Genomic DNA, 23,564 nt, shown 5'->3' with positions numbered 1-23,564 from the left:
CGGCGGTGGACGGATTTTATTCCCGAACCCTCGAAGTATTTTCGGATGCTTGCGCCGCGCGGGTCTCACGCTATCCCTTCACGAGAGGGGAGACGACATGGCGAGCCTAGCCGAGCGGCACCACCACCAGCCCTGGTCCATGGCGCGGGTGATCATCGCCTCGTCCGCCGGCACCGCGTTCGAATGGTACGACTTCTTCATCTTCGGCAGCCTGGCGCCGGTCATCTCCAGGGTTTTCTTCGCCGGGCTCGATCCGACGCCCGCGCTGATCGCGGCGCTTGCCTTGTTCGCGGTCGGCTTCGCGTTCCGCCCGCTCGGCGCCTTGATTTTCGGGGTCGTCGGTGACCGTTTGGGGCGCAAGGGCGCATTCCTGATCACGGTCAGCATGATGGGCGGCGCGACTTTCCTGATCGGTCTGCTTCCGACCCATGCCCAGGCCGGCGCGCTGGCGCCGGTCCTCCTCATCCTGTTGCGCATTCTCCAGGGCATCGCGCTCGGCGGCGAATATGGCGGCGCCGCGATCTACGTCGCCGAGCACGCCGCCAACAGCAAGCGCGGCGCGGCGACCGGGTGGATCCAGTCTTCCGCGTCGTTCGGGCTGCTCGCCGCGCTGCTGGTGATTGTCGCCACGCGCACCTCGATTGGCGAGGATGCATTCGCCGAGTGGGGCTGGCGAATTCCATTCCTGGTATCGGCGGTACTGCTTGTCATTTCGGTGTGGATGCGCGCCAAGCTCGCCGAAAGCCCGCACTTCGCCAAGCTGCGCGAAGAGGGCCGGGTCGCCAAGGCCCCGCTGCGCGAAGCCTTCGCCAACGGACAATGCCTGAAGCAGGTGCTGATCGCCTTCTTCGGCATCATGTGCGCGCAGGGCGCCGTCTGGTACTTCACCTTCTTCTACCTGCAGGTGTTCCTCGAAAAGTCGCTCGGCCTGCCGGCGGCGACCAAGGACCTGCTGCTGATCGTCATGACCGTCGTCAGCGCACCGCTCTACGTCTATTTCGGCTGGCTCAGCGACCGCGTGGGCAGGAAGCCGGTGATGGTCGGCGGAATGGCGCTTGCCCTGATCCTGTATTTCCCGGCGTCGCACTGGATCGCGGCCGCCGCCAACCCGGCGCTGGTCGCCGCGCAACAGCGAACCCCGGTCGTCGTCGAAACCGATCCGGCGACCTGCTCGGCGCAATTCGACCCGGTCGGGACGGCCAAGTTTTCCAGCGCCTGCGACATCGCCAAGTCGATGCTGGTCGCCAAGGGCATATCCCACCGCAGCACCCGCTCGGCGGACGGTCAGACGCGGGTGCTGGTGGGGCCGAACGCGGTCGCCATTCCCGGCGGCGATGGGCTCGATGCAGCGAGTCTCAAGGCCCTCAAGACGAAGGTTGGCGGGGACATTGCCAAGGCTCTTTCCGCCGCCGGCTATCCGAAGACGGCAACCCCGACGCAAGCCGGCATGACCTTGCTCATCCTGATTCTGCTCCTGTTCGTCGTTGCCGCGACCGCGCTCTACGGGCCGCAGGCGTCGGCGCTGGTCGAGATGTTCCCGACCCGCGTCCGCTACACCGCCATGTCCTTTCCCTATCACGTCGGGACCGGCTGGGTCGGCGGCTTTCTGCCGGTCACCAGCTTCGCGCTCGTCGCCATGAGCGGCAACATCTACAGCGGCCTGTGGTACTCGGTGGTGTTCACCGGAATTTCGGTCGTCGTCTCGATCCTGTTCCTCAAGGAAACCGCCGGAAAGCCGCTCGAAGAGGTCTAGCGATCGCTTTCAAATCGCTTGCTTAATGACCGGAACCGGTGTGAGTTGCTGGCGACACGGAGAGGGTACCATGGTCCTTCGGCATATCGTCATTCTCGCCGCCACGGCGGGCTTCAGCGCAACCGAGGCCGCGGCTCCGCAAACCCTGTCGTTCAATTGCGATGCGGTGCCGGGCGAGGTCTCGGCGATGGACGCGAACCATCTGGCGGCGGCAACGACGATCTCGGGAAACCTGCGCGCCGTTGAGGTCCGTCAGGACAACAATCTTCAGCCGGCGGCGACGGTGAAGCTCGCCAGCCGCAAGGACTTCGTTGCCCTGCAGCTGGCACCGACCAAGCCGAACAGCGGCAAGTTCGTGGTGTTCGTCCGTAATGGCGACGCCAAGGAGGAAGAGCGCACATTGCTTGGCGAAGTCACGCTCAATGAGCCCATGCCGTTCCGGGTCGCGCAGAGCGGCAAGGACGTGATCGTCGTCGCTGCCGGCCACACGCTTTCCGTGCGGCAGTCGTTCCGCGGCCCGCCCAGCATGGGGGTCAGCTGCTCGACCGGCCACTTCCAGTTCGACAACGTCTCGGTTCAGTAGCGCTCAAGCGCACCAGTGAATGTCGATCGGCTGCTCGGCTTCGGCGAGCACCCGCCCGATCGGCAGCTTCGAGCTCTGCCCGTCGGCGATCGCTCGCTCGAGCATTTCGCGTTTCGCCTCGCCCGTCAGCGTGATCAGCACCGTCCGCGCCGACAGGATCGCCGCCCGCGTCAGGGTCACCCGCGCCACCGGTGCGCCGGCCGGCAGCGGGTCGGGCATGACCCCGACCGCGCGGCGCGCGCGGGGCGCATCGAGCGCGTCCTGCATGTCGGGCCCGGCAAAGATCGACGCCGTGTGCCCGTCATCGCCGACGCCCAGCCAGACCAGGTCGGGCGGCCACGGCAGGTCCTGCAGCCGGGCGTCGGCCGAGTTCCCGGCGAGCTTATAGTCGGGGATGTCGGCGACGATCGGAATCACCCGTGCCCCGGCCGGCAGGAAGCTCTTGGCGATCGCCCGCACGTTGCTCCGCTCGTCGTCCATCGCGACCAGCTTCTCGTCGGTCGGAATGACGGTCACCCGCTTCCACGGCAACTGCTGCTTCACGAGCTTGGGAAAGATCGCCGACCCCGTCTCGTCGCCCGGCACCGCCACCAGCGACGCGCCACGTGCGTCGACCGCACTTTCGACGATGAACCCGACGTCTCCCGCGACGGCCTCGGCCAGCTCGTCGAGGGAATCATAGTCCCACCATTCCGCTTCGATCATGTGATTCCCTTTTGAATTATCGCGGCGGTCGTTGCGCGTATCCGAACCATCCCGCAACCGCTTGTCCGCTGCGATTGACGGCCGGGCGGAAGCGAAGCCGGTCGTGGGCGATGTTGCACATGGTATTGTCGATCGTCGGGTTGCCGGTGCCGCGCAGGACGTTGCACTCGCTGACATAGCCCTGCGGATTAACCCGCAACCTCAGGAACACCGGCACGCCCGACGGCCATTGCTGGAGCAGGTCGCGCGGCAGGTCGCGGCCGGTCAGCACCGGGCTGATGAGGTGAGGCGGGTCGGCGACGCCGCCGTCGCCGCCTCCGCCCGGTCCGTTGCCGCCGGCTCCGCTGCCGGTGCCGGTCCCGGTGCCGCCGGCGCCGGTGCCTGGCCCGCGGACGTTGGACGCGCCTTGGGTCGGCGCAGTACCTTGGCGCGGCGTTTCGGTAGCCGCGATTGTTTTAACGGGAGGCGTTTCAATTTTCGGTTTGGGCGCGACGACCGGCGTCGCTTCGCTCTTGATGTTCTTGGGCGCCGAACCGCCTTCCTTCTCCTTCGGCTTTTGCTTTTGTTGCTGGGCCGGAGGCGGTGGAGGTGGAGGAGGCGGCGCCTCCGTCACATCAAATAGCTTGAGCGCGCTCTGCGGGTCGGCGAGGGTGAGTCTCCCGGACATGTGCAAGAGCACGAACAGCAGCGCGGCATGAATGCCGATCACGAGAGCGATCGCACCGCTCTTGTCGCGGGTGTTGAGGTCCGAACGATACATTCGCCCGAACTAACGCGGACGGCGCACAGGCGTTGCCGTGGCGGAACGGCGCGAGAGGCGCCAGCGCCGCGAGGCGCGCTCGACTGCTAGCGGCTGGCGGTACTCGGCCGGCCCCCGCCGTGGCTCGCCTTCCCGCCCTTGCTTGCGATTTCCCGCTGCTTCGCCGGATCCATGGCCGCGAAGCCGCGCTTCGCGGTGCCGGTCCTGGTTGTAGGCATGACGTTCTCCCGGCCTCAAGTGGCCGCCAATCGAACGCCAATCAGCGTGCCGGGTTCACAATGCTGATTCAGGTTATGCTGTTTCCCTTTTTGGATGTTCTCCCGGCCGTTTCGGAAGCGCGAGGATGAGGAGCCCTGGGGCAGCCTCCGCTCTTTAATAATTGAGCGCCAGCGCGAGATAGGAATGATAGCTCGTCCGCCCAGCCGAGAAGGACGGACCGCCGGCGGCGAGCAGCGAAAACGGCCCGCCGAGCTTGCGGATCAGGCCGATGTTGGCGCCGGTCGCGCTCGCGCCGCCGACCATGTCGCGAGTCTGATAGGTGACCTCGGTCCCTACAGAGAGCTTGTCATCGAACTGGTGCGTGACCGCCAGCCCCGCCTGCCACACGTCGCGGTTTCCGGCGCCGGGGTTGATCAGATAGCCGCCACCGCCGAACACCGACGTCGCGCCAAAATCCTTCTGCAGCCACAGCGGCAGCAACAGCCGGGTTCGGGTGCCGCCAAGGCCGTGGGTCGACGTCGGCAGGATCACACGCGGGAAGATCGCCGCCTGGACCGCGCTCTTCTCGTCGTTGACGAAGCGGTATTTGACCCCGATTTCGAGGTCGCCAAGCCCGCTCCGCCCGCCGCTATCGGGCGCGTGCGAGAAGGCGAGCGGCAAGGTCGCGGTGAGCTGCACGTCTTTGACCGCGCCGTAATTGAGGTCGAATCCCGCCGCGCCGTCGAGCGTGCTGCCGCGGCCGTCGGCGGTGCCGAACCCGTAAATCTCCCAATGATGGAGGTCGGTCGGCTCGGGATCGTCGGTCTGGTAGGGCGGTCCGGCCCATGCCGCCGTCGCGCCAAGTGCGGCCAGCAGCGCGAACGCCGCGCAGCGAAACTGAACCGCGATCCTCAAGCGGCGGCTTGGGCGGCCCCCGGATGCCGGCCGGGCCGCTGCGGGATGACCATGATCAGCACGATAATCGCCACTGCCAGCACCGCCGAGGCGAGCGGGCGGCTCAGCGCCAGCCCGCCCTTGTCGAGCGGCTTGTCGAGGAAGTCGCCGACAGTTGCTCCGAGCGGCCGAGTGAGGATGAATGCCGCCCAGAACAGCAGGACGTGGCTCACCTTCGTCATGAAATAGAGCATGGCGAGGATCGCCAGCGCCGCGCCGAACACCAGCGCGCCGCCGGAATAGCCCAGCCCCGCGTCCGCGATCCAGTCGCCGAGCGCCGTGCCGAGCGTCTGCGAGAAGGTGATCGTCACCCAATAGAAGGTCTCCGCTTTCGGCGTCGTCACGGTGTTGATGTTGATGCTTCCGAGCGACTTGTACCAGGTCAACAGCGACAGCAGCACGCACGACAGCAATAGCAGCGAACCGCCCGGATAGCCGATTCCGAGCGAGCGGTCGGCGAAGTCGGCCAGCGTCGTGCCGGCGGTGGTCGAGGCGGCGATGGTTGCCCAGTAGAGCCATGGGTTGAACCTGCGGGCCTTGATCTGCGCCCACACCAGCAGCACGAGCAGCACGCCGAAGATCGCGGTGCCGATCAGATAGCCGTTGGGCATCGGGTGCGCCGTGGTCTCGCCGAGCCAGGTCATGGTCACGCTGTCGCCGCCGGTTTCGCCGAGCGTGGTCGCGAGTATCTTGATGAGCCAGAAGCCCAGCGTGACCGCGGGGACTTTGGTCAGCGCTTCGTAACGGGCTTGAGAATCGTTCATGCGTTCGTTCCCTTGTGGCTTCCCCCGCCGTCGTTGACTTCGGCCGCGCTTGCCGAATTGCGCGGCAATTCCAGAGTAGCCGCCAATCCGCCGCGATCTTCGAGCAGCAATCGTCCTCCGTGAAGCTTGGCGACGGCGGTGACGAAATTGAGGCCGAGGCCGTAACCCGCGGTGTTGCGGCTGCGTTCCAGACGCGTGAACCGTTTAACGATCCGCCCGAGGTCAGCTTTCGACACGCCCGGTCCGTCATCGAGAACCCGCAGGCAGACATGGTCGCCGACCGCGACCAAGGTCATCCGGATCAGCGTCCCCGGGGGGGTATGGCGTTGCGCATTCTCGATCAGGTTGATGGCGGCCTGAGCCAGCAGTTCCCGGTCGCCAACGACCGTCAGCTCGGGCTCAACTGACCACAGTAAGTTGCGGCCGCCGTCCTGGATCGCCGGCGCATAGCTGTCAGCGAGATCGCTGACGAGCGCGCTCAGGTCCACGGGCGCGAAGTAGCGGCGGGTCTCGCCCGCCTCGACCTCGGCGATGCGAAGGATCGCCGCGAACAGCGACAGGACATCGTCGACGCGCTTGATGGCATCTTCGATGACCAGGGCCGCGGTCCCCTCACCGCCCGGCAGGGCACCTTCTTCGAGCCGGTTCCTGAGGCGCGCCAGCGGGGTCCTCAGATCGTGGGCGACGTCACTCGAAACCTGGCGCAGATTTTCGAGCAGGCCTTCGATCCGGTCGAGCATGCGATTGAGCGTGCTCGCGAGCTGGTCGAACTCGTCGCGCCGCACGCCGACCGGCATCCGCTCGCGGATGTCGCCGCCGATAATCGCTTTCGCGGTGCCGCTGATCGCGTTCAGCCGGCGCCGCAAATAGCCGCCGAGCACGACCGCACTGGCGAGCCCGAGCAGGCCCGCCGCAATGAACGCCGCGCCAAACACTTCGAGAAGCGTGGCGTCGATCCGCTCGATCCATTCGCGGTCGGTTGCGACCAGCAAGCGCTCCGTCGGCGACAGGTCCACGGCGAGACCCCGACCGGCGTCCGGGCCCTCGCCCGGGTCGATGAACTGGATATCGTGCAGGCCAAGGGGCGGGCGTGGCGTCTGCAGCGAACCGGCGAGCCGCCGCCCGTCGGGTGCGAACACGGCATAGAGCAGTCGCGTCGGCGACCGCGACGCCTCGCGTTCGGCGATGGCTTCGGTCAGCTCGCGCTCGCCGCCACCATGATATTCGTCGATCAGGGTTCGCGCTTCGTCGGTGATCGTCGCATCGAGCTGACGGGTGAAGGCGATGTGCATGGCGAAGAACACCACCACGCCGAGCACGGCCAGCCCGAGAAGAAGCGCGCCAAGGTTCGCGAATGCGATCCGATACGCCGCGCTCGATCGCCAGCTACGCATCGCCGGCCATGCGGTAGCCGACGCCGCGCACCGTCTCGATCAGGTCGGGCTTGCCGCCTTCGTTGAGCTTCGAGCGCAAGCGGCTGATGTGGGTTTCGACGATGTTGGTCTGCGGATCGAAGTGGTAGTTCCACACCCGCTCGAGGAACATGGTCCGGGTCACCACCCGCCCTTCGTGGCGCATCAATTCTTCGAGCAGGCGATATTCGCGTGGCTGGAGGATGACCGGCACGCCGTCGCGAAGCACCTGCCGCTTCAACAGGTCCATGAAAATGCCGTCATGCTCGATGCGCGTGACCACCGCCTGCAGCGGCTTGCGCCGCGCCAGGGCGTTGATCCGGGCCGCCAGCTCGGAGAAGGCGAACGGCTTGATCAGATAATCGTCGGCCCCGGCATTGAGCCCATCCACGCGGTCCTCGATCCGGCCGAGCGCGGTCAGGATCAGGATCGGGACCTCGATCTCGGCCGCCCTGATTCTCCGCACCACCGAAAGGCCGTCGATTTCGGGCATCATGCGATCGACGATCGCGACGTCGAAATCCTCGGTCGAAAGGAGATGCAGCGCGTCGGGACCGGTTGCGGCAGCGGTCACGTTATGGCCGAGCTCGCCGAGACCGCGCTCGATGAACTCGGCCATTTCACGATCGTCTTCGGCAACCAGGATCCTCATTTACGAGGCCCCTTTCCGCTTAGTTTAGTCGTGGTCGACTTTGCCTTCGGACTTGTTCTCGACGACCTTGCCGGTGCGTCCGTCAATGCCGATTTCCTGGACGTGACCGCGCTGCTGGATGTCGAACGACCAGCGCCAGCCGCCGCCTTCATTCTCATATTCGCTCGAGATGATCTTGCCCGGCGCGAGCTTGAGGGCGATCGCTTCGGCGCGAGCCTTCGAGACTTTGGGCGCCGGAGCCGACGCATAGGCGGCGGTTCCGATGCCGAGCGCGGCAACGAGGGCAATCAGTGAAGCTTGTTTACGCATGACTATTTTCCTTACGTCAGGGGAAGCCGCGGTCTAGCCGCCCGGACCTTCGCTCGAGATTTCCGCCTTTATACGATTTCCCAACCTTGCACGGCGCGATTCAGCGCAGCCTCAGCCCGATCCACAAGGTGCGCGGGGTGGCACGCTCGACCGCGCCGTCCCCGCCGACGCCGGCCATGACCAACGCGTCGGTGACATTCTCGCCGCGAGCAACCAGCTGGAGCCGCCGAGTCAGCGGCCACGAAGCAAAGGCATCGAGCGTCGTAGCGCCTTTGAGCCCGCGTGTGTTGAGGTCGTCCTCAAATTGCGCTCCGACGCGATGCAGCGCGATCTCGGCCCCCTTGCCCTCTTGCTCCCAGCTGGCCGCCAGCGTCGCAGCAAAATTCGGCGTCTGTGCCGGCCGTAGTCCCGCCAGGGCCGCGGCAGCGCCCGACGCTTGCATGCGGGCATGGGTCAGGCTCGCCCCGGCGCGCAGCGACCACGGCCCGCGCGTCCAGCCGGCCGACAGTTCCAGCCCGCGGACTTTGACTGCATCGACGTTCTGGCGCTGGCGAAACGTCCCGCCCGCCCCGACCACTCCCACCTGTGGAAAAATCCCGGGCCCATGGCCAAGGGTGACGTTCGCGATCGCGTCGTTGAGCCGATTGGCGAAGGCGGTCAGCCCCAGGTTGATTGGGCCGTTCGCATATTGCGCACCGGCTTCGACTCCTGCGAGCCGCTCGGGATCGAGCGCGGCATTCGCGGCGGTCGCATCCAGCCCCGCGCGGAATGGCCGGAACAACTCATTGAGGGTCGGCATCCGCCAGCCCAGATAGGCCGCGGAGCGCAGGCTCACGCCGCCGCCAAGCGGGGCCGCCACACCGCCCCGCGCGGTCGGCAGCCAGCCGTCGCGCTTCGCATAATGTTCGTCCCGGGTGACGAAGCCGCTCGCGATCGTCTGCTCGGTCAAATGGCCCTCGGCCACCTGCCAATGGTCGAGCCGCGCACCGCCGCTTATCGTTAGGCTCCCGAGGTCCGCCGAACCTTCGGCGAAAACCCCACTGGTCCACGTCTCGCCTCCGGCCTTGCGCCGCCGCGTCGGCGCCTGCGCGACAAAATTGGCGAGCTCGCGTGTCTCTCCGTTGGTGCGCCGTGCATCGGCGCCGAGCCTCAATTCGATACCCTGCGAGAGCGGCGGACGGATCTCCACGCTTCCGCCAAGCCCGTGCGACGGCACCGAATCCTGGAGCAACACCCGCGACGCGGTGGTGCGACCGGCGCTCAGGCTGGCAGTGCTGCTCTTGAGATTGCGCCATTGCCAATAGCCGAGCGCCGACCATTGCCACGCGCCACGTCCGACCAATCGCAGCGACGCATCCGCGCCGTTCGTCCGGTCGCTGCCGAAATCGGTGCCGCGGTTGCGCCAGTCGTGGAAGCGGTCGACGCTCGCCTGAAGCTCCGTCGCCGGCGCGATCGGTCCCGCCCACCGTCCCCGGCCGCTCCACTGGCGATAGGGCGCGGCATGGTCGGCTGGCCCCCGCGTCGCTTCCGTAATCGGGATGAAGCCATCGCCGCGCTCGCCTCGGCCGGACAGGCTCAGCATTCCCCCGGCCAGCTCGAACCCGGCACGGCCGCGCGCCTCCAGGGCGTCGCGGCTCCCGGCGTCGAGTTCGCCGGACGCGCCGCCATCCGAACGGCTGGTCATCTCGATCGTGCCGGCCAGCGCCCCGGGACCGTTGGCGACGCTCCCGCCCCCGCGCACGACCCGAATCCCGCTCAGGCCCAGCGGATCGTAGGCGGGCCAGTTGACCCACCCGCCGAACGGATCGCTCTGCGGCACGCCGTCGAGCACCAGCAGCGACCGGCTCGACGCATTGCCGCCGAGCGCCCTCAGCGTCACTCCTTGGCTGGTCGGATGGCCGCTTCGCGCATCGGAGCGCCGGAACAGCTGCAGCCCGGGAACGTCCTTGAGCAGCTGATCGAGTTCATGGGTGGCCGACCGCTCCATCCGCCGGCGGTCGATGCGCTCGACGCTATAGACGCGTTCCGCCTTCGCCTCGGGCAGAGCGGTGCCGGTGACGACGATCGCCGCGGCGGGCGGATTTGGGGGAAGCGCCTGCATCATTCGGCCTTGCCATAGCCGACTGCGCTTCGCGATTTCAGGCGAATCTCGCCAATCGATGACGGAATTGATCGAGGTTCGGTCGCGAACTCGCGAAGGCAGCTATCCCCAGAAAACCCAATCCCCGTTTAGTTTGGTCTTGCCGCGCAAAGCCTAACTGGCCTAGGTTCGCCGCTTGGAATGCCGAGGGGCGACTCGGCGCATAACGGGGAAGGGGCGCCCCGGTTGGTATGAAGTCGCTATCTCACTGCCGGGCAAATCGGGCGCAACCTGCGCCAGCATCGGCACGTGCCATCCGTGCACCCCATCTCAGCACTCGCCGAAGTAGGATTTTTCGGCCTGTTTTCAGTGATTTTGTACGCGTGGGACCAGTCACGAGCTCGTTGACTTTTCATTAACCCGGGAGCAGCCTCTCGGGCTTCACTTGGCAAGGGGGCAACCATGGCCATTTCGCTTTCAAATCAACAGAAGATGTATTTGACGACCGCCGGCGTGCTTTTGTTCGGCGTCGGCGCGTACGGACTTGGACGGGTCTATCCGCCGCTCGGCCCGAGCGCGGGCACGGTCGCGCCGGCTCAGCGCTATGTGTCCAGCCAGGTCTCGGAAGGCGACGTCACGCTCGGCGACACCTCGGTGCCCGAGCTGATGCAGACCGACGCGTTCGAGCTGATCACCAAGGATCCCAATCTTCGCGCACTCGCCGCGAGCCCGGGCTTCCAGGCGGTGGCCAGCCAGCCGCAAGTCATGGCGGCGGTGATGGCGAACCCGCAGGCGTTCGCCTCGCTCGCTGCCAATCCCGCGGCCTTCAAGAGTGTCGCGCAAGCCGCGCAAAGCCTTCAGCAGGCAGCGCCGGCGGCGCGCGCCCAGAACGCGGGCATGCTCGCGGCCGTCTGGGGCCATTCCAAGGCGGTCCAGTCGCTGGCTTCGCAGCCGCAAGTCCTCGCCGCCGTTCTCGCCAATCCGGCGGCCTACGCAAACCTCGCGGCCAACGCCAACGCCTTCCGTGATGCCGGGTCGAAAGCGGGCGCGGACGCCGCCACCACCAACGCCTTCCGGTTGCTCTCAGCCAACTCGGCGGCGATGGCCTCGCTTCAGGCCGACCCGGGCGTATTCAAGTCGCTCGCCGCCAATGCCGGCTCATTCAAGGGCCTTGCGGCCGGCCAGCCGCAGGTGGTCGCCGCGACGTTGCAAAGCGCCGCGAGTGCGGCGGAGCGCGCGGCCAACGCCGGGATTTCGCAGCAGGCATATATGGCGCTTCTCGGCAATTCGAACGCCTTCAGCTTGCTCGCCGGCCAGCCTGCGGCGCTCGAGGCGGTGTCCAAGCACTCGGCGGCATTTGCCAGCCTTGCCGGTTATCCGCAGGCGCTGGCGGCGGTCATGGGCAATGCCAACCAGTTCGCCCGGTTCGCGAACAATTCGGCGGCTTTCTCGCAGTTCGCTGCGACGGCCGGCAAGGACTCGCGCTTCGCGAACAGCGCGGCGTCGTTCCAGAAGCTCGCCAATGACGCGTCGGCGATGCAGGCGATCAGGACAGATCCGGGCATGTTCAAGGCGGTCAGCGCCAATGCCGCGGTGTTCGCCAACCTCGCCAACAATGCCCAGGCGTTCAGTCCGCAGATGATGAACACCATCGGCCGCAATGCCGCGGCGTTCAGCAATCTTGCCAACGCCGCCCAGGTCAACGCGGCGGCCAAGGCGCTCAACGCCTATAACGCGAACTCGCTGGCCGCTTCGGCGGCGGCGGCCGGGAAGCTGAACCAGGCGTCCATGCAGGCGGTCCTGGCCAACCCGCAGGCGTCCGCCGCAATGCTCGCCAACCCGAGCGCGTTTGCTGCGGTCAGCAATCAGGCGGCGGCCCTGGCGACGCTCTCGTCCAACCAGAAAGCGCTGCTCGCGGTTGCGGCCCAGCCCAACCTCGCCGCGGTCATGGCGAACCCGTCGTTCAACGCTGCGCTCAATCAGGCGGGAGTTTCGCAAGCCGCCGCCGACTCGCGATCGAAGTAAGCTGACGGCTTGGGGGGCCGTCAGTTGGGGGTAAAATGGCCGATTGGGCGCCGGCTCGCGCGTAGCGGGCTGGCGCTCATCACTCTTGCAGCGGCGACACCGGCCTTCGCGCAGACCCCGGCGAACCCGCCTCCGCCGCCGCCGCCGGCCGACACCACGACTGTCGTCGAAAAGCCCGAGGACGTCCCGCAGCAGCCCGAGGTCCAGCCGCCCTCGGAGCCCGTCACCCCGGCGCCGACCAAGCCCAACGCGCCCGAGCAGACCGAGCCCTCGCACGTCCCGCCGGACGCGTCGGGTTTCCACTTGTCGACGCTCGAGACGAAGAACCTCTCGCTCCTCTACATCGACCCGATCCAGACCTATCTGACGCCGTATCTCGCCCGCGCGTTCGAGAACGCCCTCGCCTTCCACATGAAGGAATTCCACTGGAAGCCGTGGGATCGGACGACGGTCCTGCTCAAGGACTTCTCCGACTATGGCAACGCCGCCGCGCTCGGCAGCCCAAGCAACATGGTGCTGCTCGACGTGGCGCCCTTGTCGCTGTCGATGGAGACCTTTTCGCCGGGCGAGCGCTTCTTCACCCTCACCAACCATGAGCTTGCGCACGTCGCAGCGATCGACGTGTGGAACAGTAAGGAGGCCTTCTGGCGCCACTTTCTCGGCGGCAAGCCGACGCCGCTGCAGAAGCACCCGGAATCGATCCTCTACAATTTCCTCACCAGCCCGCGGAACCTCACCCCACGCTGGTACATGGAAGGCAGCGCGGTCTTCTTCGAAACCTGGATGGCCGGCGGCCTCGGGCGCGCCCAAGGCGGCTATGACGAAATGGTGTTCCGCGCCAAGGTCCGTGATCACAAGCGCTTGTTCTCGCCGCTCGGGCTCGAGAGCGAAGGCACCCAGATCGACTTCCAGGTCGGCGCCAATAGCTACCTCTACGGCACCCGCTTCTTTTCCTACCTCGCGCTCACCTACGGTCCGGAACGGACGGTCGAATGGCTGCGCCGCTCGGAGGACTCGAAGGCCTTCTACTCCGCTCAATTCAAGCACGTGTTCGGGCGCCCGCTCGACGATGTGTGGGACGACTGGATCGCCTCCGAACGCAAGTTCCAGGAAGCCAATCTCGCCGAGCTCGCCAAATATCCGCTGAGCGAGCCGAGGCACCTCAGCCCGCGCGGCCTCGGCTCGATGTCGCGCGGCTTCGTCGACGACAAGACCAACAGCCTGATCGCCGCCTTCCGCTATCCCGGCCGCATCGGCTTCATCGGCCGCATGGACCTCGCCACCGGCAAGCTCACCCACCTCACCGATCTCGACGGGATGATGCTCTACAAGGTGACGAGCATCGCTTACGACCCGTCGACGCGGACCGCCTTCTACACCAACCAGAATTACGCCTATCGCGACCTTTACGCGATCGACGTCGACACGGGTAAGAAGCGCAAGCTGCTCAAGGACGCGCGCATCGGCGACCTCGCCTTCGACCGCGCCGACCAGAGCCTGTGGGGCATCCGCCACCAGAACGGGTTCGTCACTTTGGTGCGGATCCCGGCGCCCTACACCAGCTTCAACCAAATCAAGACCTTCCGTTATGGCGAGGTCATCTTCGATCTCGACGTGTCGCCGGATGGCGAACTCATTTCCGCCTCCTACGGCGGGATCGACGGCAAGCAGTCGGTCAAGGTGTGGAAGCGCGACGACCTCATGGCCGGCAACGCAGAGGCTCCGGTCGCGGCGTTGTCGCTGCCACCGTCAGTGCCGGAGAATTTCACCTTCACGCCCGACGGCAAGGCGCTGCTCGGCAATAGCTATTACACTGGCGCGGCAAACGTCATCCGACTCGATATTGCCACCGGAAAGTACGACCTGCTGACCAACGCCTCGACCGGTTTCTTCCGGCCGCAGCTCCGGCCCGACGGGAGCCTGCTCGTCTACGATTACACCGGCGACGGCTTCAATCCATCGATCGTCCAGCCGCAGGTTCGCGAGGACCTCGCCGCCGTGCGCTTCTTCGGCACCGAAGTCGTCAACAAGTGGCCAGAGCTCAAGCAATGGGGCATCGGCTCGCCCGCCAAGGTCCCGCTCGACCAGCTCATCACCCAGCGCGGCAGCTATGAGCCGCTCAAGCGCATGCGCTTCGATGCCCATTACCCGATCGTCTCGGGCTACGACCGCAAGGCAGCGTTCGGCTATTATTTCCACATCGCCGACCCGCTGCAGTTCCGGCAGCTGAGCGTCAGCCTCGCCGCCTCGCCTTATGGGGTGAAGGGGTCGGAGCGCTTCCATGCCAATGTCGAATATCAAACGCCCTATTGGAAGCTGAACTATTGGCACAATCTCGCCGACGTTTATGACCTCGCCGGCCCGGTCCTGCGCAGCCGCAAGGGCGACGCGTTCATCGCCGATTACACCAAGCCGCTGATCTACGATCCGCCGCGACAGCTCGACCTGTTCGGCTCGGCCGCGACCTATTTCGGGCTTGAGCAACTGCCCGGCGCGCAGAACATTGCGAGCCCCAAGAACCTGCGCTCCGGCGAAATCGGGCTGAAATACACCAATGTCACCAAGTCGCTCGGCGGCGTCGACCATGAAAAGGGCATCGCCGGCCGCATCGCGGTCGGCACCGACCAGGCGCAGGGCCACTGGTTCCCTCGCGCCTATGGCGGGGTCGACGTCGGCACCGCTTTGCCGTGGAGCAACAGCTCGGCCTGGCTGTACGCGTCCGCCGGCATGGTCGGCGGCCAGCGCGACAACCCGCTTGCCGCTTATTATTTTGGCTCGTTCCGCAACAATTATGTCGATGACCGAAGCGAGAAGCGCTACCGCGAGATGGAGAGCTTTCCCGGCTTCGCGATCGACGAGATCGCCGCCCGCCGCTTCGCTCGCGTGACCGGCGAGATCAACCTGCCGCCGGTCCGCTTCGCCGAGCTCGGCGCGCCCGCCTTTTACCTGAGCTACGTTCGCCCCGCCGCCTTCGCGGGCGTCATGGCGACCAACAACGCCGACCGCAGCAACCACACGTATGCCGACGTCGGTGCCCAGCTCGATCTCAATTTCACCGTCGCGCTCAGACTGCCGATGATCTTCTCGGTCGGCGCCGCGGCGGGGTTCGACAACGGCCACTACCGCAAGACCGAGTGGCTTGCGTCCCTGAAAATCATGTAAGCTGGAGCCGATGCAGTTCCTGACCGAAAGCGCCCATTGGGGCCTGGCGCTGGTTCCGGTGCTCGTGCTGCTCGCCATTTTCACCTGGCTCGACGCGTTCAAGCTCATGAGCTTGAAGGAGATCCTTCTGCTCCTCGTGCTCGGGGGGATCGCCGCGGTCGCCGTCTACCCGATCTCCGGCCGGCTCATCGACACGCTTCCGATCGGCTTTTCCAATTACAGCCGCTTCGTCGCGCCGTGGATCGAGGAAGCATTCAAGGCCGCGGTCATCATCCTGCTCTTCGGCTTCAACCGGATCGGCTATAAACTCGACGCGGTCATCTCCGGGTTCGCCATCGGCGCCGGCTTCTCGGTCGTCGAGAACATCATCTATCTGTCGATCTATCCCGATTATGGCGCCGGTACCTGGCTGGTGCGCGGGCTCGGCACCGCGGTCATGCATGGGACGACGCTGGCGATCCTCGCCGCGATCGCCCACGAGCTCGCCGAGCGCGAGACGCGCGGCGCCGCCGCCAGCTTCAACTTCCGCCCGTGGTGGTTCGTCCCCGGCTTCCTCGTCGCGGTCGCGATCCACATGCTGTTCAATCAGTTTCCCGACCGCCCGATGCTGGCGATGCTCGGCGCGATCGTGTTCGCCCCGGTCGCGCTCATGTTGATCTTCGGCTTCGGCACCTCGGAAGCGCAGTCGTGGCTGGTTGCCGAGCGCGCCGAGCACAAGGCCCAGCTCGATGTGTTGCGGTCGGGCGCCTGGCCGGATTCGCCGAGCGGCACCAAGATCGCCGCCTGGTCGGGCCGTCTCGACTCCGAAACCGTGAAACGCATCCGGCGCTATTGGGAGCTTCAGGCCTTCCTCATTGGCGAAGCCGAGGAGACGTTGCTGGAGGAAGCCAATGGCGATGCGGAATATGACGCGGCCGCGCTCCGTTCCGCGCTGGAGGAGCGCGAAGGCCTGCGCCGCGCCCTTGGCCCGAGCATCTACGCCCAGCTCAACCAGCTGCTCCCGTTCAGCCGCAACGATTATTGGGAATTGTCGGAGCTCAAGCAGCGCCTCGATCGCGGCTGAGGCTTTTCAGCGAACGATTGTCGAATGGCGGAGAGGGTGGGATTCGAACCCACGGTACAGTTGCCCGTACGCCGCATTTCGAGTGCGGTGCTTTCGACCACTCAGCCACCTCTCCGCTTGGGGTTTTGCGCTGGCCGGGCGAATGCCGGCTCCGGTCGGACGCGGCGCGCTCTAGCAGCGCCGCCCGCCATTGCCTAGATAGTGTGCATGACCCCTTTTGAGCCGCTCACGCGTTCCGGCGCCATGCCGCCGAAAATCGAAATCCCCCTGGCCCGCTTCGCCATCGGCGACGTCGTGCGCCATCGCCTGTTCGATTTCCGCGGCGTGATCTTCGACGTCGACCCCGAATTTTCGAACAGCGAGGAATGGTACGAAGCGATTCCGGAGGATCTTCGTCCGCCCAAGGATCAGCCCTTCTATCACCTGCTCGCCGAGAATTCCGAAAGCGCCTACATCGCCTATGTCAGCCAGCAGAACCTGGCGCACGACGACAGCGACGAGCCGATCGATCATCCGGCGATCCCGACCATGTTCGACCGGCTCGAGGACGGCCGTTACCTACTGCGGCCCGAGCACCGGCAATAACCCCCGCTGGTTGACACTCCGCGCCCCCTGCCATAGGCGGCTCGCTTTCCCGAGCGCGGCGGCTTTTTGTTGAGCGTGACGCGGCGCGGGAACCGGAATTCTAGAGCAAGAGAAGAGCCAATGTTCGCAGTCGTGCGCACGGGCGGCAAGCAATATCGCGTCGCCCCGGGAGACAAGATCGTCGTCGAGAAGCTCGACGGCAATGCCGGTGACAAGATCACGCTCGGCGAGGTGCTGCTGGCCGGTGACGGCGGCAATTTGAAGTCGACCGACGGTCTGACCGTCGCCGCCGAGATCGTCGCCCAGGCCAAGGGCGACAAGGTCACGGTGTTCAAGAAGCGCCGCCGCCACAACTATCGCCGCAAGAAGGGCCATCGCCAGCAGCACACGATCTTGAGGATCGTCGCGATCGGCGATCACAAGGAAGAGAAGAAGGCGGCTCCGAAGGCTGAAGCCGCTCCCAAGGCGGAAGCTGCGCCCAAGGCCGGCGCCGACAAGTCGGCTGCTGCGCGTGCGAAGGAAACTGTCGAGGCGACGACCGACGAGCAGAAGGCGCTGGAAGTGGCCGGCAAGCCAACCCCGAACCCCGCTCCGAAGGACGATAAAACGGCCGGCGCACCCAAGCCTGCGGCGAAAAAGGCTGCTCCGGCCAAGGCCAAGGCGGAAACCCCGTCGACAAAAAATGCTGCACCTGCTAAGGCCGCGGCCAAGAAGAGTCCGAAAGCGAAGTAGTTCGACATGGCACATAAGAAAGCAGGCGGGTCCTCCCGCAACGGCCGCGACAGTGAGAGCAAGCGGCTCGGCGTGAAGAAGTTCGGCAGCGAGAGCGTTCGCGCCGGCAACATCATCGTGCGCCAGCGCGGCACCAAGTGGCACCCGGGGACCAACGTCGGCCTGGGCAAGGATCATACGCTTTTTGCACTCACCGACGGCTCGGTCGCGTTCCGAGATGGCAAGCTGGGCCGCAAGTACGTCCATGTCATGCCGACGATTACGGAAGCGGCGAAATAGGAACGGTCAGAACGGGACCGTTCCCACAAGGGGGCGGCCCGGACGAGATCTGAAACGATCGAGACCACCAAGGGAGAAGAGGGAAGCCCCCGCAAGGGGGCTTTTCTTTTGCCCCGAATAGAAGGCGGTTCGCCCCAAGCCTTCTTCATCTTCTCCCGAAACTGTCACCAAGCGGCGTCAGCGCGCCGTGCGGGAGGAGATGAGATGATGTTCGCCAGAACGCCAAGACTGCTTCTGAGACCGGGCTTCCCGGAAGATGCGCCGGCGCTTGCCGCCGCCATGTCGGACGCGGCCATTGCGCGAAACCTGGCGGTCGTGCCGTGGCCCTACACCCTGCGCGATGCCGAGGCGTTTCTCGCCAGCCCGCGCGATCCCATCCTGCCCTCGCTGCTCGTTTTCGAGCGCACCACCGGCGCGCCGCAGCTGGTCGGCTCGTGCGGGCTCGGCCGGCGTCCCTCGGGCGCCGTCGAGATGGGCTATTGGATCGCCCGCCCCTATTGGAGCCGAGGCTTCGCGACGGAGGCCTGCGCGGCGCTGATCGAGATCGCACGGGCGCTCGGTCTCGGCACCCTGGAAGGCGCGCACTTTCTCGACAATCCCGCCTCGGCGCGCGTGCTCGAAAAGCTCGGCTTCGGGGCGCTCGGCATCATCGCCCCGCGCCACAGCTGCGCGCGCGGCAGCGACGTCCCCGCGCGCCTCATGCGGCTCTCGCTCGGGCAGGCCGCCGAGCTCGACGAGGATGAAGTGCTCGCCGCCTAGCCAGCATCGCGCGCTTGGTGCACAACCCGCCCCGTGGGGTGGGGATTGCACCAGGCGCGCGCACGGCTCGGCAAGTCGCTGCACGAGCTTGGGCCGGGCATCGTCACCGGCGCCGCCGACGACGATCCGAGCGGCATCGCCACTTATTCTCAGGCCGGCGCGCAGTTCGGTTACGGCCTCCTGTGGACGCTCGTCCTCACTTACCCGCTGATGAGCGCGGTACAGCTGGTCAGCGCGCACATCGGGCGGGTGACCGGCTGCGGTCTCGCGAGGAACCTGCGCGGCGCCTTTCCCGGCTGGATCGTGACCTTGCTCGTCGCGATCCTGCTCGCCGCCAATATCTTCAACATCGGCGCCGATCTCGCCGCCATGGCGGCGTCGGCGGCGTTGGTGACCGGGGGCGGCGAGCATGTCTTCGTCATCGCTTTCGCCCTCCTCTGCGTCGGCTTGCAGCTGTTCGTGCCCTACCGCCAATATGCCGAGATCCTGAAATGGCTGACGCTCAGCCTGTTCGCCTATGTCGCGGTGATCCTGCTCGTGCACGTGGACTGGCCGCAAGCGCTGCTCGGCATGGTCTGGCCGCGCAATCTCGGCCGCGCCGCGATCCTGACCGTGGTCGCGGTCCTCGGGACGACCATCAGCCCCTATCTGTTCTTCTGGCAGAGCTCGCAGGAAGCCGAGGACGTCGCGACGTCCAGCGACAAGCCGCTCAAGGCCTCGCCACGCTCGGCGCCCGAGCAATACCGCCGCATCCGCCTCGACACGCTCGTCGGCATGGCGTTCTCCAACCTCATTGCCCTGGCGATCATGCTCGCGACCGCGGCGACGCTTCATGCGCGCGGAGTCACCGACATCCAGACGGCCGCCGACGCCGCTTTGGCGCTGAAGCCGATCGCCGGGCGCTTTGCTTTCGTACTGTTCGCGATGGGCATCATTGGGACCGGCATCCTCGCCGTTCCGGTGCTCGCCGGCTCCGCCGCCTTTGCCGTCAGCGAGGCCCGCGGGTGGCCCGAGGGTCTCGAGTACAAGCCGCAGCAGGCGATGCGCTTCTACGCCATCATCGTCGCCGCGACGCTGACCGGCGTGGTGCTCGAATTCTCGAGCCTCGATCCGATCAAGGCTTTGTTCTGGAGCGCGGTCCTCAATGGCGTGGCGGCGGTGCCGATCATGGCGGCGATGATGGTCCTAGCCTCGCGCAAGGCCGTGATGGGCCGCTTTACCGAGCGCCGGGGCTTGCTCGGGTTCGGCTGGGCCGCGACCGCGGTGATGGCGCTCGCTTCGGGGGCCATGCTCGTCACCAGCTTCGCCGGCTGACGAACCGCAACAAGGCACCAACATGTTCCGCCAGCGTTACGGCGCTCATGTACAAGTTTTTTTCCGCCGTCGCGTCGAAGACAGCAATCTGGATGGGCCAGCCCAGTGCCTTCGTCGGCGCCACGCTGGCTTGCATCGTATGGGCGATCTCGGGACCGCTCTTCCATTATTCGGACACCTGGCAGCTGGTCATCAACACCGCGACGACGGTGCTGACCTTCCTTGCCGTCTTCCTCATCCAGAATAGCCAAAATCGCGACGGGGCCGCGATCCAGGCCAAGCTCGACGAGCTTCTGCGCGCCGTCGACGAGGCCCGCCCGCAGTTCATCGGCATCGAGCACTTGACCGACCAGCAGATCGAGCTGGTGCGCGCTGCGCTCGAGCGGCACGCCAAGCAGCTTCACGAGGAAGGCCCGAAGCAGCAAAGTGCACCGGACACCGTCGACCGCCTGCTCGACCGATTCTGACCTCCAAAGAAGGTCTAGTAGGTGCCGATCTCTTCGTGCAGCGCCGGCTCGCGGGGGCGCGCCGCATGCATTTCAACGTCCTGCCACAACAGGTCGACCAGACCCACAAGCTCGCGGATGTGCGGCACATCGTGGCGCCGGACGTAGCGGTATTTGTCGGTGAGCAAGGACACTTCGGCGAGGATCAGTCGCACGATCTCCGAGTGCCGATCGAGCTCGATCGCCTCGTAAGCCTCGAGCTCCTTGGCCCGGAGCACATTGTCGGACGCGATCATGACAGCGACCTAATCACGGCATCGGAAGCCCCGAACCAATAGGCCGCCGCTGCGATCGCCGAGAGAAGAATGAGGACCAGCACCGGCCACCAGCGTGTCCGCCGCGGCTCGTCGAAGGCGAAGTCCTCCCACGTTTCGGCGTCCGGCGCGGCCGCTTCGACCGCGGTCTCGGCAACCGGCTCCGGTTTCGCTTCACTGCGGATGACCTCGGCCGCGAGAGTCAGCTTCTCGCGGTTGAGCGCGGCGCGCTCCACCTCGAGCTCGCGGCGGAACATCAGCTGCGCCGTCGGCACGTCCGCCAGATAATCCTCGAGCCGCCGGTCGAGCGCGACCAAATCGTCCACCGTCTCGAGCGCGAGGCGCCGGTCGTTGCGCTCCATCGCCAGCTGCAGGCGGATCATCTTGAGCGTGCTCGCACGCATCAGCATCAGCCCTTCGACCAGCTCCTCGCTGCCGACCTGCGGCTCCGCTTCGCGCGCTGTTGCTGGGCTTTCCGTAAGCATTTTCCCCCGCCGACTCGTCCGAACCGGGAAGCGTAAGCCCAAAGCGGCGGAGATCGTTCCGGCAATTGAACGATTTACGCCTGACCGTTGGCATGGCGCGGCAGCACGACGATTTTCGCCAAGACTCGCCAAGATTAACTTGGCCCCCTAACTCGCGAGCGCGATGCACTTCCTCGACCAGGCCAAGATCTACATTCGCTCCGGAGCGGGCGGCCCGGGCGCGGTCAGCTTCCGGCGCGAGAAGTTCGTCGAGTTCGGCGGGCCCGACGGCGGCGACGGCGGCAGGGGCGGCGACGTCGTGTTCGAGGCCGTGCCGGGTCTCAATACGCTCATCGACTTCCGCTACACCCAGCATTTCCGCGCGCCTCGCGGCAAGGGCGGCGCCGGCTCCAACCGCACCGGAGCGGGCGGCGATGATCTCGTCGTCAAAGTCCCAATCGGCACCCAGGTCCTCGCCGATGACGAGGAGCGCACGCTGCTCGCCGACCTCACCCGCGAGGGTGAACGGGTGACGCTGCTGAAGGGCGGCCTCGGCGGGCGCGGCAACGCCAGCTACAAAACCTCCACCAACCGCGCCCCGCGCCAACACCAGACTGGCGAGGAAGGCGAGGAGATGTGGGTGTGGCTGAGGCTCAAATTGCTGGCCGACGTCGGCCTCCTCGGCCTGCCCAACGCCGGCAAATCGACCTTCCTCAATTCGGTGACCAACGCCTCGGCCAAGGTCGGCGACTATCCCTTCACCACTCTCCGCCCCCAGCTCGGTGTCGTCCGCCACAAAGGGCGCGAGTTCGTCATTGCTGACATCCCGGGACTGATCGAGGGCGCGGCCGAAGGCGCCGGGGTCGGCGACCGCTTCCTCGGCCATGTCGAGCGTACCGGGCTGCTCCTGCACCTCGTCGACGCTTCCGCGGAAGACCCGGTCGAGTCCTGGCGGATCGTCCGCGATGAGCTCGACAGCTACGGGGCCGGGCTCATCCGCAAGCCCGAAGTGATCGCGCTGAGCAAGGCCGACCTCGTCGACGACAAGCGGCGCGCCAAGACGGCAAAGGCACTGGAAAAAGCTTCGGGCGCGAAGGTCTTCCCGATCTCGGCGCCGCTCGACGAAGGGCTCGGGCCGCTGCTCGACGCGATCATCGAGCGGGTCGGAACCGCCGCCGCCAGGGCCAGCGACGACGCCGCGGCGGAGCGCAACTGGTCCCCGCTGTGAAGCTCGCCATCACCGGCGGCACCGGCTTCGTCGGCCAGCACCTGATCGAGGCCGCGCTTGGCGCCGGCCATTCGGTCCTCGCGCTGACCCGCCGTCCGCAGCCCGCGCGCGAGGGCCTGACCTGGATCGACGGATCCCTGTCCGATCCGGCCTCGCTCGAGCGCCTGATCGACGAGACCGATGCCGTCATCCACGCCGCCGGCGTGCTCAAGGCGCGCGACATGACGGGCTTCGAGCTCGGCAACGTCACCGGCACCCTCGCCGTCCTCGCCGCCGCCACGGCGGGTGGGACCACGCGCTTCGTCCACGTTTCCTCGCTCGCCGCGCGCCAGCCGCAACTGTCCCTCTACGGTGCGTCGAAGGCCAAGGCCGAAGAATTGGTCGAGGAGTCGGGCCTCGACTGGGTGATTGTCCGCCCGCCCGCCGTCTACGGCTCCGGCGACAGGGAAACGCTCGACCTGTTCAAGATGGCGCGCGGCGGCCGAATCTACATGCCGCCCGCCGGCCGCTTGTCGCTGATCCATGTCGACGATCTCGCGCGGCTGTTGCTCGCGCTTGCCGAGCCCGGCGCGCCGGCGAAGGTCGTGCTAGAGCCCGATGACGGTCGGCCTAACGGCTGGAGCCACCGGGAGTTCGGCGACGCGCTCAGCCGCGCCGTCGGCGTCCCTGCGCGCACCGTCTCGACCCCCCGCTTCCTTCTCGCCATCGGCTCGCGCCTCGATGTCCTGCTGCGCCGCGAGCGGGCCAAGCTCACCCCCGACCGCGTCGCTTACTTCTGCCACCCGGACTGGGTCGTCAGCACGCAGCACGGCGTCCCCGACCGGCTCTGGCATCCCCGCATCGAAACCGGGCAAGGCCTCGCCGCCACCGCCGCGTGGTACCGCGACCAGGGCTGGCTTTAGCCGCGCTTGACGAAGGTCCGCCGCCGCCCCTACCAACGCCGGGATGACGCACCTGAACGCTATCGCTGCAAGTTCGACTTTCCGCCTCTGGTGGCGCGGCGCGACCCTCGCGGCGCGATGG

At 66.5% G+C, this 23,564-nt stretch carries 24 protein-coding genes and 1 tRNA gene; 13 read left to right on the top strand and 12 right to left on the bottom strand.

Translation table 11 applies throughout. From position 1 onward, the window contains the following. Positions 1 to 97 precede the first annotated feature (97 nt). Both N539_RS0106395 and N539_RS0106390 read left to right on the top strand, forming a co-directional pair. Positions 98 to 1,753, top strand: coding sequence for an MFS transporter (locus N539_RS0106395; protein WP_028969595.1), 1,656 nt, complete (start codon positions 98 to 100; stop codon positions 1,751 to 1,753). A 70-nt stretch (positions 1,754 to 1,823) separates the two neighbouring features. Beyond that, entirely contained in the window at positions 1,824 to 2,336 is a 513-nt protein-coding gene (locus N539_RS0106390) for a hypothetical protein (RefSeq protein ID WP_028969594.1), read from the top strand. 3 nt (positions 2,337 to 2,339) lie between these two features. Here the strand turns inward: N539_RS0106390 and N539_RS0106385 are convergent, their stop codons facing one another. From N539_RS0106385 to N539_RS0106345, 9 genes are all read right to left on the bottom strand, one after another. Then, on the bottom strand, positions 2,340 to 3,041 hold the full coding sequence (locus tag N539_RS0106385) for a 6-phosphogluconolactonase (RefSeq protein WP_028969593.1): 702 nt from the start codon (positions 3,039 to 3,041) through the stop codon (positions 2,340 to 2,342). A gap of 16 nt (positions 3,042 to 3,057) precedes the next feature. After that, the gene (locus N539_RS15810) at positions 3,058 to 3,801 is read right to left on the bottom strand and encodes an energy transducer TonB (protein WP_051531557.1); all 744 of its coding nucleotides are present in this window, start codon (positions 3,799 to 3,801) and stop codon (positions 3,058 to 3,060) included. Positions 3,802 to 3,887: 86 nt separating this feature from the next. Further along, complete coding sequence (locus N539_RS18140; protein WP_081774240.1) at positions 3,888 to 4,019, bottom strand: KGG domain-containing protein; 132 nt, start codon at positions 4,017 to 4,019, stop codon at positions 3,888 to 3,890. A 154-nt stretch (positions 4,020 to 4,173) separates the two neighbouring features. Next, positions 4,174 to 4,914: a transporter gene (locus N539_RS15805; protein ID WP_051531555.1), complete on the bottom strand. Its 741-nt coding sequence runs from the start codon at positions 4,912 to 4,914 to the stop codon at positions 4,174 to 4,176. After that, positions 4,911 to 5,717 carry a COG4705 family protein gene (locus N539_RS0106365; protein ID WP_028969592.1) on the bottom strand — a complete coding sequence of 269 codons (807 nt, stop codon included), beginning with the start codon at positions 5,715 to 5,717 and terminating at the stop codon, positions 4,911 to 4,913. The genes N539_RS15805 and N539_RS0106365 overlap by 4 nt, the downstream gene beginning before the upstream one ends. Continuing rightward, positions 5,714 to 7,111, bottom strand: a complete 1,398-nt coding sequence (locus N539_RS15800) for a sensor histidine kinase (protein ID WP_051531553.1) — start codon at positions 7,109 to 7,111, stop codon at positions 5,714 to 5,716. The genes N539_RS0106365 and N539_RS15800 overlap by 4 nt, the downstream gene beginning before the upstream one ends. Next, positions 7,104 to 7,781 carry a response regulator transcription factor gene (locus N539_RS0106355; protein WP_028969591.1) on the bottom strand — a complete coding sequence of 226 codons (678 nt, stop codon included), beginning with the start codon at positions 7,779 to 7,781 and terminating at the stop codon, positions 7,104 to 7,106. The genes N539_RS15800 and N539_RS0106355 overlap by 8 nt, the downstream gene beginning before the upstream one ends. 24 nt (positions 7,782 to 7,805) lie before the next feature. Next, on the bottom strand, positions 7,806 to 8,090 hold the full coding sequence (locus N539_RS0106350; RefSeq protein ID WP_028969590.1) for a PepSY domain-containing protein: 285 nt from the start codon (positions 8,088 to 8,090) through the stop codon (positions 7,806 to 7,808). 100 nt (positions 8,091 to 8,190) lie between these two features. Beyond that, complete coding sequence (locus N539_RS0106345) at positions 8,191 to 10,191, bottom strand: TonB-dependent receptor plug domain-containing protein (RefSeq protein WP_231462923.1); 2,001 nt, start codon at positions 10,189 to 10,191, stop codon at positions 8,191 to 8,193. Between the two features lie 441 nt (positions 10,192 to 10,632). On the opposite strand from N539_RS0106345, the gene N539_RS0106340 reads away from it, so the two are divergent. From N539_RS0106340 to N539_RS0106330, 3 genes are read left to right on the top strand one after another with little or no spacing between them, the layout of a single operon-like run. Further along, positions 10,633 to 12,195, top strand: coding sequence for a hypothetical protein (locus tag N539_RS0106340; protein ID WP_156029793.1), 1,563 nt, complete (start codon positions 10,633 to 10,635; stop codon positions 12,193 to 12,195). A 9-nt stretch (positions 12,196 to 12,204) separates the two neighbouring features. After that, positions 12,205 to 15,357, top strand: coding sequence for a hypothetical protein (locus N539_RS0106335; RefSeq protein WP_156029792.1), 3,153 nt, complete (start codon positions 12,205 to 12,207; stop codon positions 15,355 to 15,357). 10 nt (positions 15,358 to 15,367) lie between these two features. After that, a complete protein-coding gene (locus N539_RS0106330; protein WP_028969586.1) occupies positions 15,368 to 16,420 on the top strand; it encodes a PrsW family glutamic-type intramembrane protease in 1,053 nt (350 codons plus the stop codon). Positions 16,421 to 16,445: 25 nt separating this feature from the next. Here N539_RS0106330 and N539_RS0106325 read toward each other — a convergent pair. After that, positions 16,446 to 16,535, bottom strand: a tRNA-Ser gene (locus N539_RS0106325). A gap of 128 nt (positions 16,536 to 16,663) precedes the next feature. Here N539_RS0106325 and hspQ point away from each other — a divergent pair. The 6 genes from hspQ to N539_RS0106295 all read left to right on the top strand — a co-directional run bounded on the left by hspQ (position 16,664) and on the right by N539_RS0106295 (position 20,556). After that, on the top strand, positions 16,664 to 17,005 hold the full coding sequence (hspQ, locus tag N539_RS0106320; protein WP_037552476.1) for a heat shock protein HspQ: 342 nt from the start codon (positions 16,664 to 16,666) through the stop codon (positions 17,003 to 17,005). A gap of 120 nt (positions 17,006 to 17,125) precedes the next feature. After that, positions 17,126 to 17,737 (top strand): 50S ribosomal protein L21, encoded by a 612-nt coding sequence (rplU, locus tag N539_RS18130; protein ID WP_028969584.1) that lies wholly within the window; start codon positions 17,126 to 17,128, stop codon positions 17,735 to 17,737. 6 nt (positions 17,738 to 17,743) lie between these two features. Further along, positions 17,744 to 18,016, top strand: coding sequence for a 50S ribosomal protein L27 (gene rpmA / locus N539_RS0106310; RefSeq protein WP_028969583.1), 273 nt, complete (start codon positions 17,744 to 17,746; stop codon positions 18,014 to 18,016). A 204-nt stretch (positions 18,017 to 18,220) separates the two neighbouring features. Beyond that, the gene (locus N539_RS0106305; protein ID WP_443027621.1) at positions 18,221 to 18,775 is read left to right on the top strand and encodes a GNAT family N-acetyltransferase; all 555 of its coding nucleotides are present in this window, start codon (positions 18,221 to 18,223) and stop codon (positions 18,773 to 18,775) included. Between the two features lie 33 nt (positions 18,776 to 18,808). Further along, positions 18,809 to 20,089 (top strand): NRAMP family divalent metal transporter, encoded by a 1,281-nt coding sequence (locus tag N539_RS0106300; RefSeq protein ID WP_028969581.1) that lies wholly within the window; start codon positions 18,809 to 18,811, stop codon positions 20,087 to 20,089. Between the two features lie 47 nt (positions 20,090 to 20,136). Beyond that, positions 20,137 to 20,556 (top strand): low affinity iron permease family protein, encoded by a 420-nt coding sequence (locus tag N539_RS0106295; protein WP_028969580.1) that lies wholly within the window; start codon positions 20,137 to 20,139, stop codon positions 20,554 to 20,556. A gap of 14 nt (positions 20,557 to 20,570) precedes the next feature. Here the strand turns inward: N539_RS0106295 and N539_RS0106290 are convergent, their stop codons facing one another. Next, positions 20,571 to 20,831: a hypothetical protein gene (locus N539_RS0106290; RefSeq protein WP_028969579.1), complete on the bottom strand. Its 261-nt coding sequence runs from the start codon at positions 20,829 to 20,831 to the stop codon at positions 20,571 to 20,573. Then, the gene (locus N539_RS0106285) at positions 20,828 to 21,334 is read right to left on the bottom strand and encodes a hypothetical protein (RefSeq protein WP_028969578.1); all 507 of its coding nucleotides are present in this window, start codon (positions 21,332 to 21,334) and stop codon (positions 20,828 to 20,830) included. Before N539_RS0106285 ends, N539_RS0106290 begins: the two co-directional genes overlap by 4 nt. A 163-nt stretch (positions 21,335 to 21,497) precedes the next feature. On the opposite strand from N539_RS0106285, the gene obgE reads away from it, so the two are divergent. Both obgE and N539_RS0106275 read left to right on the top strand, forming a co-directional pair. Beyond that, entirely contained in the window at positions 21,498 to 22,541 is a 1,044-nt protein-coding gene (obgE, locus tag N539_RS0106280; protein WP_028969577.1) for a GTPase ObgE, read from the top strand. Next, positions 22,538 to 23,443 (top strand): NAD-dependent epimerase/dehydratase family protein, encoded by a 906-nt coding sequence (locus tag N539_RS0106275; protein ID WP_231462921.1) that lies wholly within the window; start codon positions 22,538 to 22,540, stop codon positions 23,441 to 23,443. Before obgE ends, N539_RS0106275 begins: the two co-directional genes overlap by 4 nt. Positions 23,444 to 23,564 lie beyond the last annotated feature (121 nt).

Source organism: Sphingomonas sp. URHD0057, assembly GCF_000620665.1.
Taxonomy (GTDB): Bacteria; Pseudomonadota; Alphaproteobacteria; order Sphingomonadales; family Sphingomonadaceae; genus Sphingomicrobium.
This window is presented reverse-complemented; position numbering and strand designations above follow the sequence as displayed.

Excerpts from the sequence above, each read along its gene's own strand:
- N539_RS0106285 (WP_028969578.1), bottom strand. The coding sequence starts at position 21,334 with ATGCTTACGGAAAGCCCAGCAACAGCGCGCGAAGCGGAGCCGCAGGTC.
- N539_RS0106305 (WP_443027621.1), top strand. The coding sequence starts at position 18,221 with ATGATGTTCGCCAGAACGCCAAGACTGCTTCTGAGACCGGGCTTCCCG.
- N539_RS0106345 (WP_231462923.1), bottom strand. The coding sequence starts at position 10,191 with ATGCAGGCGCTTCCCCCAAATCCGCCCGCCGCGGCGATCGTCGTCACC.
- N539_RS15800 (WP_051531553.1), bottom strand. The coding sequence starts at position 7,111 with ATGCGTAGCTGGCGATCGAGCGCGGCGTATCGGATCGCATTCGCGAAC.
- N539_RS0106330 (WP_028969586.1), top strand. The coding sequence starts at position 15,368 with ATGCAGTTCCTGACCGAAAGCGCCCATTGGGGCCTGGCGCTGGTTCCG.
- N539_RS18140 (WP_081774240.1), bottom strand. The coding sequence starts at position 4,019 with ATGCCTACAACCAGGACCGGCACCGCGAAGCGCGGCTTCGCGGCCATG.
- N539_RS0106295 (WP_028969580.1), top strand. The coding sequence starts at position 20,137 with ATGTACAAGTTTTTTTCCGCCGTCGCGTCGAAGACAGCAATCTGGATG.
- N539_RS0106340 (WP_156029793.1), top strand. The coding sequence starts at position 10,633 with ATGGCCATTTCGCTTTCAAATCAACAGAAGATGTATTTGACGACCGCC.
- N539_RS0106290 (WP_028969579.1), bottom strand. The coding sequence starts at position 20,831 with ATGATCGCGTCCGACAATGTGCTCCGGGCCAAGGAGCTCGAGGCTTAC.
- N539_RS0106385 (WP_028969593.1), bottom strand. The coding sequence starts at position 3,041 with ATGATCGAAGCGGAATGGTGGGACTATGATTCCCTCGACGAGCTGGCC.
- N539_RS0106355 (WP_028969591.1), bottom strand. The coding sequence starts at position 7,781 with ATGAGGATCCTGGTTGCCGAAGACGATCGTGAAATGGCCGAGTTCATC.
- N539_RS0106350 (WP_028969590.1), bottom strand. The coding sequence starts at position 8,090 with ATGCGTAAACAAGCTTCACTGATTGCCCTCGTTGCCGCGCTCGGCATC.
- rpmA (WP_028969583.1), top strand. The coding sequence starts at position 17,744 with ATGGCACATAAGAAAGCAGGCGGGTCCTCCCGCAACGGCCGCGACAGT.
- N539_RS0106365 (WP_028969592.1), bottom strand. The coding sequence starts at position 5,717 with ATGAACGATTCTCAAGCCCGTTACGAAGCGCTGACCAAAGTCCCCGCG.
- hspQ (WP_037552476.1), top strand. The coding sequence starts at position 16,664 with ATGCCGCCGAAAATCGAAATCCCCCTGGCCCGCTTCGCCATCGGCGAC.
- obgE (WP_028969577.1), top strand. The coding sequence starts at position 21,498 with ATGCACTTCCTCGACCAGGCCAAGATCTACATTCGCTCCGGAGCGGGC.
- rplU (WP_028969584.1), top strand. The coding sequence starts at position 17,126 with ATGTTCGCAGTCGTGCGCACGGGCGGCAAGCAATATCGCGTCGCCCCG.
- N539_RS15810 (WP_051531557.1), bottom strand. The coding sequence starts at position 3,801 with ATGTATCGTTCGGACCTCAACACCCGCGACAAGAGCGGTGCGATCGCT.
- N539_RS0106390 (WP_028969594.1), top strand. The coding sequence starts at position 1,824 with ATGGTCCTTCGGCATATCGTCATTCTCGCCGCCACGGCGGGCTTCAGC.
- N539_RS0106395 (WP_028969595.1), top strand. The coding sequence starts at position 98 with ATGGCGAGCCTAGCCGAGCGGCACCACCACCAGCCCTGGTCCATGGCG.